The sequence below is a fragment of the Phaeodactylibacter sp. genome (genome assembly GCF_040219495.1).
Lineage (GTDB): Bacteria > Bacteroidota > Bacteroidia > Chitinophagales > Saprospiraceae > Phaeodactylibacter.
Window position 1 is genome coordinate 1 of sequence record NZ_JAVJSK010000075.1, and the last position, 15445, is coordinate 15445.

The following is a 15445-nucleotide window of genomic DNA, read 5'->3' on the forward strand; positions in this document are numbered from 1 at the left end:
TATGAACCCCGCAGAAATGCGGGGCAAGCTCTGACTTCCTCACTAAATTTTTCATTTAGCCCGCTAAACTCAAATTTAGTGACTTTGCCAGAACCACAAATCCTTGATTTTCATGACGAAACCGCTCCAAACATGCTCTAACCAAAAAATGGTTAGTTTTCGACTAGAAGACAAAAGTCCCAACACGCTTTTACTCTTCTTCTTCTTTCCGGGATAAACGCCGGAGCTGACTGGGCAGCAGGCTGATTTTGCCCCGGCTAAACCGCTCCAGGCTAAGAGCGGTGATGATATACAGCTCGGTGATACCAGGTACGGGCATAAAGATGAGGCTGAAAAAGGGTAAGAACCTGGGCAGGTCTTTGAGCTGCTCCATGGCTGCTTTGATCTCTGCTTCGTCCGGAATCGGTGTCTTGCTGTTTGGCCTGAACCGCCGGTGGAGCAGCCGGCTCAGCGTAAGGGCCATATCCCGGGTTTCCACAGCTTCCATCCTGGCAGCCCGGCCGAGCTTGAGGGTGTTCTCCGCTACGGCATCCCAGACGAGTTGGACGCCTGCTTTGCGGGCTTTATAGAAATGCAGCTGTTCTCCGTATTGAAAAAGGAATACCCCGAGATTGGCCTTGCTGCTGATCAGGTCGTCATCAGTAAGGCGCAACCGGAAAGCAAGCTCTGCCAGCAGGTGGGTTTCCTGCAGATCGATCTCCGAGTCCGCATAAACGCCCATCAGCGCTACATCCAGCAAGTGGCGCCGCCCGGCCCAATGCAGGTTTTCGGGGATCTGAATGTCCCAGGCCGAAGGCCCCGACCGGATAAGGTTGCGCACCGCATGTTGCTCGTTGGGGCTCAGTATGCGGGCAGAGCGGCGGAATTGTTTGATCAGGAATTTTTCCTGCCGGGTGACTTCCCAGTCGGCATGAATAGCCGCAGCGATGACCTTTAGCGTGAGTACTTTCAACTCCTTGAGCTCTTGCTGCAAAGCGGCTGCCCACGCTTCAGAGGGGCGGCCTTCGCGACTTTGCTGGTAGTATTGCTGAAAACCGTAGATGTCCCAGAACAAGTGACTGTTGATGCCGCTGCGGCGGAAGTCGAAGTAACTGCGTTTGTACTGCACCCGCTCAAACAGGATTTCTTCCACAAAATTATAGGTGCGCCCGGCAGAGAGGTGGTGCAGCTGATGATAGTAATCGCCCAATGTACGGCCAAACCGGTCCACCATCTCCCGGTATGCCTGCCCTTTAGGTTGCGCTTCCATTAGAAAAACGGCGTAGAACAAGGTATCCAGCAGAATGAGCTTGGCCAATTCCGGCCGCTTCAGGCGCTCAACTTCCTCTTTTTGCCCTTCAAAGGGATAGGTGACCGGAAACCCAAAGGAAATCCCGGAGCGCTGCATGCACTGAAAGAGCGGCTGATGCAGGCTTTCGAACCGTTGCCCGGTTTGCTGCCGCAACTGCTCCGGTAGTATAATGGGCTCGGTTGGGCGCAGAGGCTGCTCCTGCCGCAGTGCAAGGTATTGTTCTAACCAACGCTTGGATTTAAAATTCAGCATGCTGTAGGGTAATGGCCAAAAATGTTTTCCTTCACAAATAATGCCCGTAAGTTAGCACCTTCAAAATTATTCGCTCTATGGACTATTCTTCTCTGCCAAAGGTAGAGCTACACCTGCACCTCGACTGTTCGGTCAGTTTTTCAGTGGCCCGGCAGTTAAAGCCTGGCTTGTCATTAAAGGCATACGAAGAGGAGTTTATTGCGCCGCCCAAATGCAAAGATTTGGCTGATTTCCTTAAGCGGGCGGTCAAGGGGTTTGAGCTATTGCAGTCCCGGGAGGCTCTGCGGTTGTCTACGCTCGATTTGCTGCAGCAATTGGAGCGTGAAAATGTCGTCTACACCGAGATCCGCTTCGCCCCGCTCCTGCATACGCAGCAGGGGCTGGCACCTGAGGCGGTGGTGGAGACGGTACTCGAAGCCCTGAAAGAAGGTCAGGCCACTTACGGGCTTCATGCCAATCTCATCCTCTGTACGCTGCGCCGGTTCAGTGCCGGGCAAAGCATGGCGACTGCCCGCCTGGCAGAGCGCTATCACGGGCAGGGTGTGGCCGGCTTTGATATTGCGGGAGATGAAGCCAACTATGAATTGGCGCCGCATATCCCCGCCTTTCAGTACGTGCATGAGAAGGGCGTCCCGGCCACTGCTCACGCCGGTGAAGCCCGTGGGCCGGAAAGCGTGCGCGAGTCTGTACAGCACCTTCACCTGAGCCGCATCGGGCACGGTGTAAGGGTTACCGAAGACCCCTGGCTGATGGATGAAATACGGGCATCCGGGCTCCACCTGGAAATTTGCCCTACGAGCAATATTCAGACCGACATCTACCCGGCTATGCCCGACCATGCGGTCCACCAATTATTACAGGAGGGCTTCCCGCTCAGTATCAATACCGATGGCCGGACGCTCGTCAACGTCTCACTCAGTGAAGAATACCGGCGGATCGGGCACGCCTTCCATTGGTCGCCTGATCAGTACCGGGCAACTCTGGAGGCTGCCATTAATGCTGCTTTTACAACGGAAACCATAAAAGCCGGACTGCTCAGTCAAATCCGGGAAGCATGGGGTGACGGTTCATAACCGATGGCCTACGGTTCAGGGCCCGATATCTACGGCTGATCAGAAATGAGTGGTGGAAGGGGAGAGAAGCGTACACCTTTGTACCATCACTCACAAACACCTAATCTGATCATGACTCGATTTTTCTTATTTCCGATACTCCTGTTCATTGCAGGGACCCTTTTGGCACAACCGGTGCAAACCATCAAAGGAACGGTAACTGACCAGCAATCTGAAATGCCTGTCATTGGCGCCACGATTGAAGTGCTTAGCGTTGAGCCTTCCAAAGGCACTGCTACCGATCTTGACGGGCGTTTTGCCATTGAAGGCATCCCGGTGGGGCGGCATCAACTTCGCATTTCCTACCTGGGGTACGAGACCGTAACGATTCCCAACGTCTTGGTGACCGCCGGTAAGCAAACCGCCCTCAACCTCAGCCTGCAGGAATCCATTGTCCAAATGGATGAGGTAGTGGTCACTGCTAAGGTGGAGAAAGGTAAAGCCCAGAACGAAATGGCGACCATCAGTGCCCGTTCCTTTAACCCCGAAGAAGTTACCCGCTTTTCTGGTGGGCGCAACGACGTGGCCCGCCTGGCAGGCAGCTTCGCCGGCGTAGCCGTAGCGGATGACAGCCGCAACGACATCGTCATCCGGGGCAACTCGCCTACGGGTGTACTCTGGCGCCTCAACGGTATTCCGATTCCCAATCCCAACCACTTTTCCACCCTGGGCACTACGGGCGGCCCGGTCAGCGCACTGAATCCCAACCTGCTTAAAACTTCCGACTTCCTGACTTCAGCCTTCCCGGCAGAGTACGGAAATGCCCTGGGCGGTGTTTTCGATGTGGGCTTCCGCAATGGCAACCGCGACGAGCACGAATACATGTTCCAGATGGCAGCCTTCAGTGGGCTGGAAGCTATGGCAGAGGGGCCAATGTCCAAGGCAAAGAATAGTTCTTACCTCGTGAGCTACCGGCACTCCTTTGTTGGGTTGGCAGATGAGCTCGGTATTCCGGTGGGTACCAACGCGACCCCTGATTACCGCGACCTAAGTTTCAACCTGGATTTCGCGAATGGCAAAGCCGGGAAATTTACCCTGTTCGGTATCGGTGCAACCAGCGATATCGACTTCCTGGGCGATGAAATTGATGAGGCAGACCTTTTCGCCAGCCCGAACGAAGATGCCTTTGCCGATTCCCAATTGGGCATCATTGGATTGCGGCACAACCTGATTGTTGGCGAGAATGCCTACATCCGGACCGTGGTTTCTGCTTCCACTGCACGCTCCGGTTTTGAGCAGGATAACTTCCTGGACGATGGAGAAGAAAAGCTCCGGGTCACTGAAGTCAGCGACGTGACCAATACCCTTGCGGTATCTTCTTTCCTGAACAAAAAATTCAATGCACGATTTACCCTGCGGACAGGTATTGTGGCAGAAAACTATCAGCTTGATACCCGTGTAGACGATCGGGACGGCCGCCCCGACCTGGATGAGGACGGCGAACCCGACTGGGTAGTAGTGCGGGACTTTGAAGGCAGTATGACGCTGATGCAGGCTTTTGCACAAGGAGTCTACCGCTTCAATGATAACCTGTCGCTGCAAGCGGGCGTGCATGCCCAATATCTCGACATTAATAAAACCTCAGCAGTAGAGCCACGTGCCACCCTAAACTGGCAGGTACACCCTAAGCATGCCTTTAGCCTGGGCTATGGCCTGCACCACCAAATGCAGCCGCTGCCGGTCTTCTTCTTCACAGAAACGGACCCCGTCACCGGCGAGCTTGTACGATCTAATGAAAGCCTGGATTTCACCCGCAGCAACCACTTCGTGCTGGGCTACGACTGGAGCATCGCCCCAAGCTGGCGGGCCAAAGTGGAAACGTACTATCAGTCCATCAGTGATGTGCCGGTACAACCTTTCGCGAGTAGTTTCTCCATGCTCAACGCCGGTGCAGACTTCGTCTTCCCGGAAACGGGCCGGCTGGTAAACGAAGGCACAGGAACCAACTACGGACTGGAACTTACCCTGGAGAAATTCTTCAGTAATGGCTACTATGGTTTGCTGACCGCTTCTTTCTTCGATTCCAGGTATGAAGGCAGTGATGAAATCGAACGCAATACCGCTTTCAACAACGGCTATGTGGTCAACTTCCTGGCAGGTAAGGAGTTTAAGATTGGAAAGGACAAGCGTAATGCCCTGACCTTTGACATGCGCCTGAGCAATGCCGGTGGCCGTTACTACACCCCGGTAAACCTGGAAGCCTCAAGAGTGGCAGGCGTGGAAGTCCTGCAGGAAGACCTGGCCTTCAGCGAGCGTTTTGACCCGTATTTCCGTCTTGACCTCAAGTTTGGCTACCAGCTGAACAGCAAAAAGAAGCGTTTGTCCCAGCAGTTCTTCATCGACTTGCAGAACATCACCAATAATGACAATATCTTTGATTTACGCTACAACCCTGAGACCAACAACGTTGACCGGGTGCTGCAATCCGGGTTTTTCCCGGACATCATGTACCGCTTGCAGTTTTAGAGCGTGTTGGGACTTTAGTAATCGGTCTGCAAACTGCACTTTTTTGCTTATACTTCGCCCCGAAAATCCTCATTTAGCTAAGGCTAAACTCCGGTTTTCGGGTCTCGCCTAACCAAAAAATTGCTAGTTTTCGACTAGAAGACCAAAATCCCAACACGCTCTTAATTTCCTAAACTCTTGATTATCTTACTTACCGGAGTTGGGTTGTTTCCAGCTCCGGTAGTTTAATGTTAAGCCATGAAGCACCAAATGACAGTCAGGCAAGCCATAGGAATAGACGATCGGCTTTTGATGTGGATCGGTATCCCGCTGCTGAGTTTTTTTATTCCGCTGCTGCTGTTTAATGGTTCATTAGAAAGTGGCCTGCTCCGGTATTTGCCAAAGTTGGGCATTTCTTTTATGTATACGGTCGCCTACTGGATGGTGAGCCGTCAAGTCTTCATTTACTTCCGCAGGCGTTATACCGGTGCCAGCCAAACCACCATACGCCTCATGTATACTGGTGTTGCCCTGGTCATCGGGTTCCTACTCGTTAATGTAGCGCTTTGGCAAATTTGCCAACCCATACTGGCCCTGGTGCCCGAGCAAAACGCTGACGATACGGATCTGATCGTCGGCTCTTTACTGATTATTGCACTGGTGGGTACGATTTATGAATCTATTTATCTTTACCAGAACTGGAAGCGCACTTTGCTGGAGACCGAGCAGCTGCGCCGGGAGCAGGTCGAATCTCAGCTGGAAGGGCTAAAGAATCAGGTAAACCCGCACTTCCTGTTTAACAGCCTCAATACCCTGACTTACCTTATCCCGGAAGACCAGGAAAAGGCCGTGCGTTTCGTACAGAAGCTCTCCCGGGTCTACCGTTATATTCTGGAAATGAAGGACAAAAAACTGGTTACGCTTGCTAAAGAACTGCAATTCTTGCACGCTTACGTCTTTCTGGTCAAAGAGCGATTTGGAGACAACCTACAAGTAGAATTAAATGTACCGGAAGCGGTCAAATCCATGCAGGTGGTGCCACTATCGTTGCAGATCTTGTTTGAGAATGCGATTAAGCATAACGTTATCGCACAAGGGAAGCCGCTAACGGTGGCGGTAAGGGTAGAGGGCGGCAATCTGGTGGTCGTCAATAAGCTTCAGCCCAAGGCACAAGTCATGCCCGGCACCGGCACCGGTCTGGCCAATGTGAAAAATCGCTACCGGTACTTCACGAGTGAACCCGTGTTGATTTCTGCCGATGACGGGGTTTTTGAAGTACGCCTGCCTATGCTTCAAGTCTGATCGTTTTTCCGTAATTTCGTGTTTTCTGGAAAAAAGCGGAGCAGAACGCTCCCGGAAAATACCTGAAATTATGATTTCACAAAACATGGAAAACGCCCTCAACGAACAGATTGTGCTGGAGGGCTATGCTTCACAACTGTATTTATCAATGGCATCTTGGTGCGACGCTCAGGGGCTGGAAGGCTGTGCACGTTTTATGCACCGGCAGTCAGAGGAAGAACGGATGCATATGCTCAAAATCTTCCACTACCTCAGCGAGGTGGACGCTTTCGCGAAGACACCCGGTATTGATCAGCCCCCGCATGGGTTTGATTCCGTGCGTGCCTTGTTTGAGGAGGTTTACAAACACGAGCAAAAGGTAACGGCTTCCATTCATAAGCTATTGAAAATCGGTTATGAGGAAAATGACCACACTACGCTCAATTTCCTGCAGTGGTACGTGGAGGAGCAGCGGGAAGAGGAAGCGCTAATGCGCACCATCCTCGACCGCATCAAGCTGATTGGTGATGGCCCGCAAAGCCTGTATTACATTGACAAAGAAATTGAGAAAGTTAATGTACAAGCCGCAACAGCCGAAGCGGCAGCGGAATAACAATATTGACCGGTTTCCCGTATGGAAGAGCAAATTCTGGATTACTTTGGTTCTTTTGAAGAAGGCAGCCGCATTGTAGCGGCCAGGCACTTTTTCAGAGCATCAGAAGCTTATCTCTACGCTGCCCGCTTACGGGAAGCCGGTATTCCCCACTACATTTCCAATACCAATATTATGACTGCCCTGCCCCTGGGCGGTGGTGGGGACATTGGGCTGCATGTGCGCGCTCAGGACCTGGAGGAAACCACGCGCATCATCGCCCGCCTGGATTTCCAAAAAGAGCAGGAAACAGAAAATGACTTTCGCGATGCCGACCTCGATGATATCGAATATCAGCGGCAGCTCAGCGAGGCTTCTACTGAGGGGCGCTTACATCCTTACTGGTACCTGGCCCTTGTACTGGTTGCTATATTAGTGGCTCTGCGGGCTTATTTGCGGGCTTCGGGGGTGGTGAATAGGTGGTGGGATTTTTTTTAAGATTCAGTGCATTGTTTTATTTGTTTTATATTAGAGCATGTTTGGAGCTCGTTACTATTGCAAATCAACGCTTTATGAACCCCGCAGAAATGCGGGGCAAGCTCTGGCTTCCTCACTAAATTTTCATTTAGCCCGCTAAACTCAAATTTAGTGACTTTGCCAGAACCATAAATCCTTGATTTTCATGACGAAACCGCTCCAAATAAGCTCTTAGAGTTTGTTAATGTAAGTTTTGTGTAGGGCATGAATTAGGTTTTTTTGCCAGATCAAGATCTGTTCCGCCAAATAGCGGGTGAACGCCCGGAGCCTCGACTTCAGAAAGGGAGCCCTTTAATTCCCTTTCTTCGTGAAGCTACGAAGGCGAGGGACCTGCCTACGCATTGATCGGTGGCCAGAGCCCACAGGCGACGAGATACCGGCAGTCGTGATGAAGAGCTGGTGAAAAAGGCAATTCAGGGACGTACAAAATTTGCGTTAGTAAACCCTATTGAAGAAACTTAACATCAGATTCAATGGAAGATCAAGAGAAAGAAAAGCAGCGTACCCGTATCACAGATAGTAAAAATGTAGTCAACGGCTCGAATATTGAAGGGCAAAACATCCACATTGGGGATATCATCCACCAACATACCTCTTCTACGCCTCTTGTCGGTCAGAAAGGTCAGGAAGATACCGAAGCGATCAGGCAACTGATTGCCAAAGGCAAACTCAAACAAGCTATGGAGGCTTTGGCTGGTTTTGCCAAGGGCAAGGGAGATAACGATGCAACTGATCAGGTAAATCTGCTCAAAAGCCAATGGGCGGCTTTCAATAAACAAAACAGAATGAGGCTGCTCTCATATGAGGATTCTACGTTGCAGCGCAACAAAATCACTCATAGCATGCTCGAACTATTACGTGAATTTGATGAATAAAAACTTAACAGAGCAGGACCGAGTAGTGATAAAAGCCGGGGTGGAGCTATTACAGGAGCATTGTGCCTATACTCAGGCTTCTGTACACCGAAAATTAGCTCGCCTCGGTTGTAAAGTAGCAATCGCTTCCTTAAACAACATTATCAACGATAAACCGATAGGTGCTCCTCTTGCCCGGAAGGTCCGTTTGGCAATGGAAAAATTGGTCTGGCATGAACTTGGATGGCAATGGAATAGCGGCAGGCAACAATTCCTTTCTGATGAACGCCCTTTAGGTTGGCAGCCCGATGTAGTACCTGAAGCGCAGCAAGAGGAAGTGCCCGGCTCTACTTCTTCTATCATCCGGCCCGAAGGGCGTTTGACGATAAAGGAGAAGGTTGAGATCATCAATGAGGCACAACATGAAGTGATTGAGTTTGGGTTAAGGCTACGGACTTTTTCTAGTTATTTCCTGACCCGGAGTGCTTACGAATTCAAAAACCATATTGTTGCTCAGCTCAGCACAGGTGTCCATTTTAAGCTATATTTGCTGGATCCCGATTGCAATGAAGCGCGGTTGTATTTCGATGACCGTGCCCGAGTGTTACCCGAAGAGCGCGAGGGGCAGGAAAAAGCCCGTGCATCAGTTGAACGGCTTTCTCAGATCAAAGAAGAATTAATGGCGGAAAATAGCCCGGGGGACTTTCAGGTCTTCTTTTACCGACATATCCCCGTTGCCCACTTCTTAATTATTGATGGTAAAAGCTTGTCCGGGCAAATGATATACGCGCCTTATCTATACGGCATCCGACGGGCGGACTGCCCGGTTTCCGTGATTAGCAAGCAAACACACCGTCAGCTTTTTCGAACACATTACCAGTCTTTTCTCGCGCTCTCGAAGGATGCAACTCGAATTTTCTAAAGTTTTCATACATGACAATGAGATAGGTGTCTGTGCCTGAATTTATATGAATTCATATGGAGGAGGGTGAATGCCATTCCTGCTCATACTTGATGTTTAGTGCCCCCATCTTTGTGGTAAATACCATAAAGGCTTACCGGCTTTCCTGGTTTTCGCTTCCTTTCCGGGGCTAACCAACGGCAGCCATCCGTGCCATCTTAGGCAGAGCCTGTGGTATCCTAAACCACATTTTCTTACCTAAACATCTTGATTATGGATCTTATCCTGATGATGGAGATCCTGGAGATCATTATTGAGGAAGTCGTATTGCCTTAATGTTTGGTTTTCAGTGATCCGCTGATTACAGCCTTCAGTGCAGGACAGTTGCTTATTCCATGGAAGAAGCGCTTCGTAAACAACTTTCTGTGCTGGAGTTAGTAAATTTTTTGTTTGACCCAGGATTGGCACATGATGGGCTCGCCGTCTAGCTTTTCAAAGACGGCTTTGGCATTTTTATTGTTGGTAATTGCTTTGATAACCTTTAGGAGGTTTAGGAAAGCAACTTTGGTGGATTCCCCGATATCTTGGTGTGAGGAAAGGAAATCCTGAAAATTTTTGCAGTGGTCCATAATGATATCGTAGCCGGCATCTTGCTCAACAAATGCCAGTAACTGAAAGGTCCGGGCACGGGCTTCAAGCCTGGAAGGCACCGCTTTTCTTAGTGCCAGGAGTTGATGCACCCGGTCATATTGACCTTTGTGAAAGGCGATCATAGCTTTAGCAATAGCAACAGCAACTTCTTGTTCCGTATCTGGCAGCTTGTCGCCGTACTGTTTTAGGTATGCTTCTGCCCAGCCTGTCTTTTGTTCTACACAGGCTGTTGCAATGGTGTTCATGAAGCGGTTGCTGGTCAGTAAGTTGTGGTGGTGAAGCATTTCATTAAGGGCCGCGTTGTTGTACCAATCTTCGAAAATGGCGGTGTTCACGGACGCATCCTGATTTCTGCCCTGACGGCTCATAGCGTTGACGCAATACCCATGCAAGATCATCTGGAGGTCCGGGCTGAATTTTTGACCATGTTCGATATAGAAATCCAGCAGCGTATCGAGTTTGGCACCGTCAGTGTAGGCGTCATTCAACCCTTTGGCCAGGTTAAGCCCTCTGCGCAGTAAGTCAAGCGGTCTGTTTTCAGTTGCTGTTTGGTTTTCCTCAGCGAGGTCCGTATGGTTGTTCACAGGGAGCGGATCATCCAAGACATTTTCACGGTTTTTAAGCTCCGCCTGATAAAGGATATGAGCGGCCTCGTAGAAATCATCGAGCAACCTGGTTAGCACAATCAGCCTTTCCTGCCCGGTCTGAGTTTCCTTCTTTTTGGTATCATTGGTGGAGAAATAGAGCAGGTGGTTCAGATAAAGCTGATCAAATAAAGACCAAATGCTTAGGTATTCGGGCTGCTGAACCAACTGCCGGGCCTGATCTGCTTTGCGCTCAAAGAGGTGGTGGGCGCCTTTTTCCTGGAAAATTTCAAGCATTAACAGGTCCCGTCGCTTTTGCCGGTTGGTTTTTTCCATGCCGGTTGCTGATTTAGGGTTGAGTTTTTCCAGGATGAGAAAATCCTCCAATAGGCTATACAGGCGGCTAGTGGCTTCAGTGATGCTTTTGGGTAATACAGACTTAGACCGTTGTTCCCGCAGGGCTTTCGCAACTTCGGCTTCACTGAGGTACTCATCAGTTAGCTCATCAGGGTAGTGCTTTTTGAGCAGGGCAAGCAGGTCGGCCATCAAAGAGTTTTTACCAATTCCCCCTGCTGCATATTTGAAGAAGGCTTTTACCTCCTGTTCAGGCATTACCCGAAGTAGCTGTACGATTTTAGTGTTGAGCATAGCCAGTTGTTTTACTGAAGAAGCATGTGCATTCAGTGTAAAAGTAGAAAGGGAAAGTTTAAGGATCAAAAAGCACTGAATCCGGGAAAAAGAAATGCTGCCATAAGTTGTTGATAGTGAGTGTTTAGTGTCTTAAAATTTGTGTTTTTTCTGCAAGAATGGCGCTGAAATCCGGTTGATAAACCAACAGGATAAGCCGACTTTTACACCATGCTACTGAAGTTCAGTGCACTAAGAAACTAAACTCGCATAATGTTTCACTCTCAGAGTGGAAGCCTTTTTGTGCTGGTGGGCCTGTGGCAACATGGGCTCACCTTCATATGCGAACAAAAAACCAAATGAATGAATAGCAACTGCCCTTCATCTGAATAACCCAATCTTCACATTGGGTTAGGTGAGGCCGGTAGGATCACCCCAAAAAAGACAAGGCCATGGAGCAAGAAGTTAGAAAACAAGTTGTTGATGTTTTTACCCAAAAGCTGCAGCGTAATTTTAGACTATACTGCCAAGAGCAATCTTTACCATCGGATTTGGAGCAATTTACGACCTACATCATTGATCACGGTATCATTGATAAACACACGATCCGCCATTATGCCATTGTTGAAGTCTTCAATGAGCTCTACCCGGCAAATGAACACAAAAAAACACAAACAGTGGAGCAACTGGCCCGGCGGTTCAATGTATCTGCAAGGAGTATTTGGAATGTACTACAGAAGCGTCGATTGTGATGGGCCATTGTCGAGTTGTCAATTAATTCTATCGTTTTTAAAGTAAATTGACTTATATTTGGTTTTGATATGCATCTGCCTGCTAAAGTTATAATCCTGACCCCGATCGCGTTAGAATATTCAGCTATGCGCGATATGCTCAGTTCAATTGAACCTTTTGAACTGGGGAGCTATGTATGTCTGACAGGAAAGGTAGAGCAAGATCACCGTTCACTAAGTGTCTTACTTGTAGAAACGGGTTCCGGTAACCAACAGGTGGGCTTTGCGGCTCTTAAAGCCCTGCAGGTTTACAAAGCAAATGCGGTCATTCTTACTGGAATTGCAGGAGGGATTAAGGACGCCGGGCTGGGTGATATTGTAGTGGGGACCCGCGCATATGGGTACGAGTCTGGTAAGGAAACCGCAACGGGTACCTTAAGCCGCCCTTCCGTATTTCATTACAGTTCCGCCCTTCAGCTTCAGTGCAAAAAGGTGGCAGAAGCCGGGCAATGGAAGCGAAATAGCGAAACGGCGGACCCATCAATGGTGTATTTTGGGCCTATTGCTTCCGGCGAGAAAGTGGTGGCAACCACAGAGAGCCCTGTATACCAATCCATAAAGCAATATTACAATGACACCCTGGCTTTGGAAATGGAAGCCATCGGTTTTGCGCGGGCCATGCATGACTTCAATGGCGTAGAATGCATCAACATCCGTGGGATATCAGATTTACTCGACGGCAAAACTTCAGCTCACGATAAAACCTATCAACCCATTGCCGCCAAAAATGCTGCTGCTTTTGTTTTTGAGCTCCTAAAACAAATCGACCTAAAACCCATACCACATATGGACCCAAAAGAAATCGGGCAAGCCCTTGCTCAGAGGCTGATGCCGTACCTGTCTACCAAAGATTTACCAACCGGTCAGCTTCCGCTTTCACCCCAGGCACCAGCTGTCATCCGGGAGGTATGGGGTAGCATAATGCCTCTCCTCCAAGCCGACCTGGAGTTCATTGAGGACGAAGATAGCCTGAAACAGTCCCTTTCTAAAGAGGTCGGTAAAGCCACCAAAAGAGATGAGGGCTTTAAGGCTGAACTTGAAGCCCTACTGGCTAAGCTCCGGGAGGCCGATGCTGATAATAAGGGCGGTGTCTCTATTCAAAACAGCAAGAATGTGGTGCAGGGCAGTAACATTAGTGTTGGTGGTGATTTTCGGTTGGGGGATGGGTGAAAATAGAGGGGGGCTGAGATTTTTAATTGAAGGAGCTAGAAGTAATGGAGGAGTTAAATCCAAGAACTAGTCTCTTTTTTATCATAATCTCAATAATTTATTTTTGGAACTCAAAACAAAACATAAATCACTAATTATGAGAAATGTAATTAATTTTGCACAATTGTTTGTATTAGTAGTGGTAGTTTCATCTTGTAGTGTAAGTCGATATACCGCTCCACCATTTACAAACGTATCAGGACTATTAGAATTAAACCAAGGGATGGATTTATCAGAAGTATCTAATATTTTGAAAATCCCTCCATATGACATTATACATCAATTTTCTCCTGGAGATTTCGTAGTAGTTTACAATTATAGGGTGCTAGACAGGAACCTGAGGCTTCCGACTAGAGCTGCCCAAAATGTGATCCACGGGGAAGAAGGGCAAAAAGGAGGTGATGATTGGTACAATACTCGCTACCTTGAAGCCTATTTATTATTTAAGGGTAATAAGTTAGAGGGGGTCTATAGTCAGCGTTCATTTGATGAAGGGGTCCGAATCGAATATATGCATGGGGTTTTAAGTGGACAGGATTCGCTGATTGCAATGCGTACCGACGATAAAGGAGCAGTTTATGGTGGGTTACCCTTTATAATGAAAGACAATCCGTCTGCTTTACAAGAGGCCCAACTCCGAGCAGATGAAGAAGTGGAAAAACGAAGGAACCTCTTAAAGACTGCAGGCATTGTTCTTCTTGGATTGCTTGGTCTCACTCTTCTGGGGGGGTAAGTCCAATGAGACTATGTTTGGAGCTTGCTCCTATTGCAAATCAGGGCTTATATAAACCCCGCAGAAATATGGGGCAAGCTCTGGCGCCACCTTTTTTAGCTTATGTGACTCGCCAAATGCACTAAAAAAGATTTAGCCAGAACTACAACTCCTTGATTTTCATAACGAACCCGCTCCAAATATAGTCTCAGCGTTTTCACCAACCTTTAGCTCTATTTTTTCTCACCTAAAAAACAAAGTGATGCAACCAATCATGAATAAGATATGGCCGCTTTACTTATTTTTATTTTTTTCAAACTTCCTTTTTTCTCAGGAAGATGCTGATTCGGTAAAATCTATTATAGAGGATGGACCCGACTTGGAGACTACAGTATCCGTAATCCCTTTTTCAACTTCATTTGACTATGATGAGGCTAAAGCAGATTACCCTTTAATGCTTGCTGAAAGAGTTCAAATAGCTATTCAGCAATCGAAGCGTTTTATCGTTGTTGATCGGTTAGACTTTGAAAAAATCATTGATATTCAAGAAGGTCAGATGGATAATATGACCAAAAACCATAGTTTTTGGCAAAAGGTTTCTGATTCTCACCTCGTCAAAGCCGGGCGCATCTTAGGGGTAGAATATATTTTTACAGGGAACATAGCCAACGTCGCTACACCAATAACAGTTACTGGTGGTTATGGTGGTGAAATTGGGTTTACAATTAAAGTAATTTCAGTCGAAACAGGTAAAATATTTGCAGCGGAAGACTTTAATGTTAAGTCAAAGGATTTAATTGGGAAGAATTCTGCCAAAGAGGCTGTCAATGCGGTTCTTCAGAACTTGGGCGAGGAGGTGAAAGAGTTTGTTGACACCTATTTTCCCGTCAGAGTACTTTGGAAGTCAGTAGTTGAAAGAGACCGGAAAGGGGGCCCAAAGGTAATTGCCCTTCAAGGTGGTTTAAGCTCTGGTTTGAGAAAGGGGCAAATATTGGACATAGTCAAAATTGATAAGGATGAGTTTGGCGACAAATCCTCTCTTGATCTTGTTCAAATCAGCGAGTTAAGAAGTTTTGAGAAAATTGGAGAAGTTAAAATAGTTGAGGTTTTTTCAAGACAAGTCAATTGTAAGGTATTGGATGGAGAGAAGAAGATTGAGGCAATATTGAATGACGAAAATTTTATTTTAATCGGGCAAAGCCGTGGGTATAATTCTAACTTTCTAAGGGGCAACTAGCGCAGAAAGGTAAATTGATTAAGAGCGTGTTAGGATTTTACACTTCGGGCTACTCTTGCCAAATTTTGTCTTGCTCTTCGTTGCTTTTCGGTCACGTATCTAAGGCTATGTGATTCAAGAACAGGCCCCTTTAATCCCATTCTTGAATGTATCACGCCTTGATCAGAACAAAGTTTGGCTACGTTCGCTCCAAAAGCAAAATCCCAACACGCTCTTAAGTGATCGGTCTGTCCCGGTGCACCGCATAGGCGTCAACCGTTTTTTAATTTGGAGATTAAATCGCCATGATTCTTCCTTCGCCTGACTTCATAGGCGCAGTTCCGCTCAATATGTGCGACCCATATATCTTCGGTTAATTGCTGCAGGTTT

At 48.2% G+C, this 15445-nt stretch carries 13 protein-coding genes; 11 read left to right on the forward strand and 2 right to left on the reverse strand.

Annotated elements, in window-relative coordinates; all coding sequences use genetic code 11:
* Positions 1 to 190: 190 nt before the first annotated feature.
* Positions 191 to 1543: a tellurite resistance TerB family protein gene (locus RIC19_RS11190; RefSeq protein WP_350178405.1), complete on the reverse strand. Its 1353-nt coding sequence runs from the start codon at positions 1541 to 1543 to the stop codon at positions 191 to 193.
* Between the two features lie 77 nt (positions 1544 to 1620).
* Here RIC19_RS11190 and add point away from each other — a divergent pair, with 77 nt between their 5' ends.
* From add to RIC19_RS11225, 7 genes are all read left to right on the forward strand, one after another.
* On the forward strand, positions 1621 to 2616 hold the full coding sequence (gene add / locus RIC19_RS11195; protein ID WP_350178406.1) for an adenosine deaminase: 996 nt from the start codon (positions 1621 to 1623) through the stop codon (positions 2614 to 2616).
* Positions 2617 to 2727: 111 nt separating this feature from the next.
* On the forward strand, positions 2728 to 5121 hold the full coding sequence (locus RIC19_RS11200) for a TonB-dependent receptor (protein WP_350178407.1): 2394 nt from the start codon (positions 2728 to 2730) through the stop codon (positions 5119 to 5121).
* Positions 5122 to 5358: 237 nt separating this feature from the next.
* A complete protein-coding gene (locus RIC19_RS11205) occupies positions 5359 to 6402 on the forward strand; it encodes a sensor histidine kinase (protein ID WP_350178408.1) in 1044 nt (347 codons plus the stop codon).
* Between the two features lie 85 nt (positions 6403 to 6487).
* Positions 6488 to 6994, forward strand: coding sequence for a ferritin (locus tag RIC19_RS11210; RefSeq protein WP_350178409.1), 507 nt, complete (start codon positions 6488 to 6490; stop codon positions 6992 to 6994).
* 21 nt (positions 6995 to 7015) lie between these two features.
* Positions 7016 to 7471: a putative signal transducing protein gene (locus RIC19_RS11215; protein WP_350178410.1), complete on the forward strand. Its 456-nt coding sequence runs from the start codon at positions 7016 to 7018 to the stop codon at positions 7469 to 7471.
* A 512-nt stretch (positions 7472 to 7983) separates the two neighbouring features.
* The gene (locus tag RIC19_RS11220; protein ID WP_350178411.1) at positions 7984 to 8385 is read left to right on the forward strand and encodes a hypothetical protein; all 402 of its coding nucleotides are present in this window, start codon (positions 7984 to 7986) and stop codon (positions 8383 to 8385) included.
* The gene (locus RIC19_RS11225; protein ID WP_350178412.1) at positions 8378 to 9286 is read left to right on the forward strand and encodes a hypothetical protein; all 909 of its coding nucleotides are present in this window, start codon (positions 8378 to 8380) and stop codon (positions 9284 to 9286) included. The genes RIC19_RS11220 and RIC19_RS11225 overlap by 8 nt, the downstream gene beginning before the upstream one ends.
* A 413-nt stretch (positions 9287 to 9699) precedes the next feature.
* Here RIC19_RS11225 and RIC19_RS11230 read toward each other — a convergent pair whose 3' ends face one another.
* On the reverse strand, positions 9700 to 11148 hold the full coding sequence (locus RIC19_RS11230) for a hypothetical protein (RefSeq protein WP_350178413.1): 1449 nt from the start codon (positions 11146 to 11148) through the stop codon (positions 9700 to 9702).
* 431 nt (positions 11149 to 11579) lie between these two features.
* On the opposite strand from RIC19_RS11230, the gene RIC19_RS11235 reads away from it, so the two are divergent.
* From RIC19_RS11235 to RIC19_RS11250, 4 genes are all read left to right on the forward strand, one after another.
* Entirely contained in the window at positions 11580 to 11879 is a 300-nt protein-coding gene (locus tag RIC19_RS11235) for a hypothetical protein (protein ID WP_350178414.1), read from the forward strand.
* 69 nt (positions 11880 to 11948) lie between these two features.
* On the forward strand, positions 11949 to 13088 hold the full coding sequence (locus RIC19_RS11240; RefSeq protein WP_350178415.1) for a 5'-methylthioadenosine/S-adenosylhomocysteine nucleosidase family protein: 1140 nt from the start codon (positions 11949 to 11951) through the stop codon (positions 13086 to 13088).
* Positions 13089 to 13224: 136 nt separating this feature from the next.
* Positions 13225 to 13860 (forward strand): hypothetical protein, encoded by a 636-nt coding sequence (locus RIC19_RS11245; RefSeq protein ID WP_350178416.1) that lies wholly within the window; start codon positions 13225 to 13227, stop codon positions 13858 to 13860.
* Positions 13861 to 14101: 241 nt separating this feature from the next.
* Positions 14102 to 15076 carry a hypothetical protein gene (locus tag RIC19_RS11250; RefSeq protein ID WP_350178417.1) on the forward strand — a complete coding sequence of 325 codons (975 nt, stop codon included), beginning with the start codon at positions 14102 to 14104 and terminating at the stop codon, positions 15074 to 15076.
* Positions 15077 to 15445: the final 369 nt, after the last annotated feature.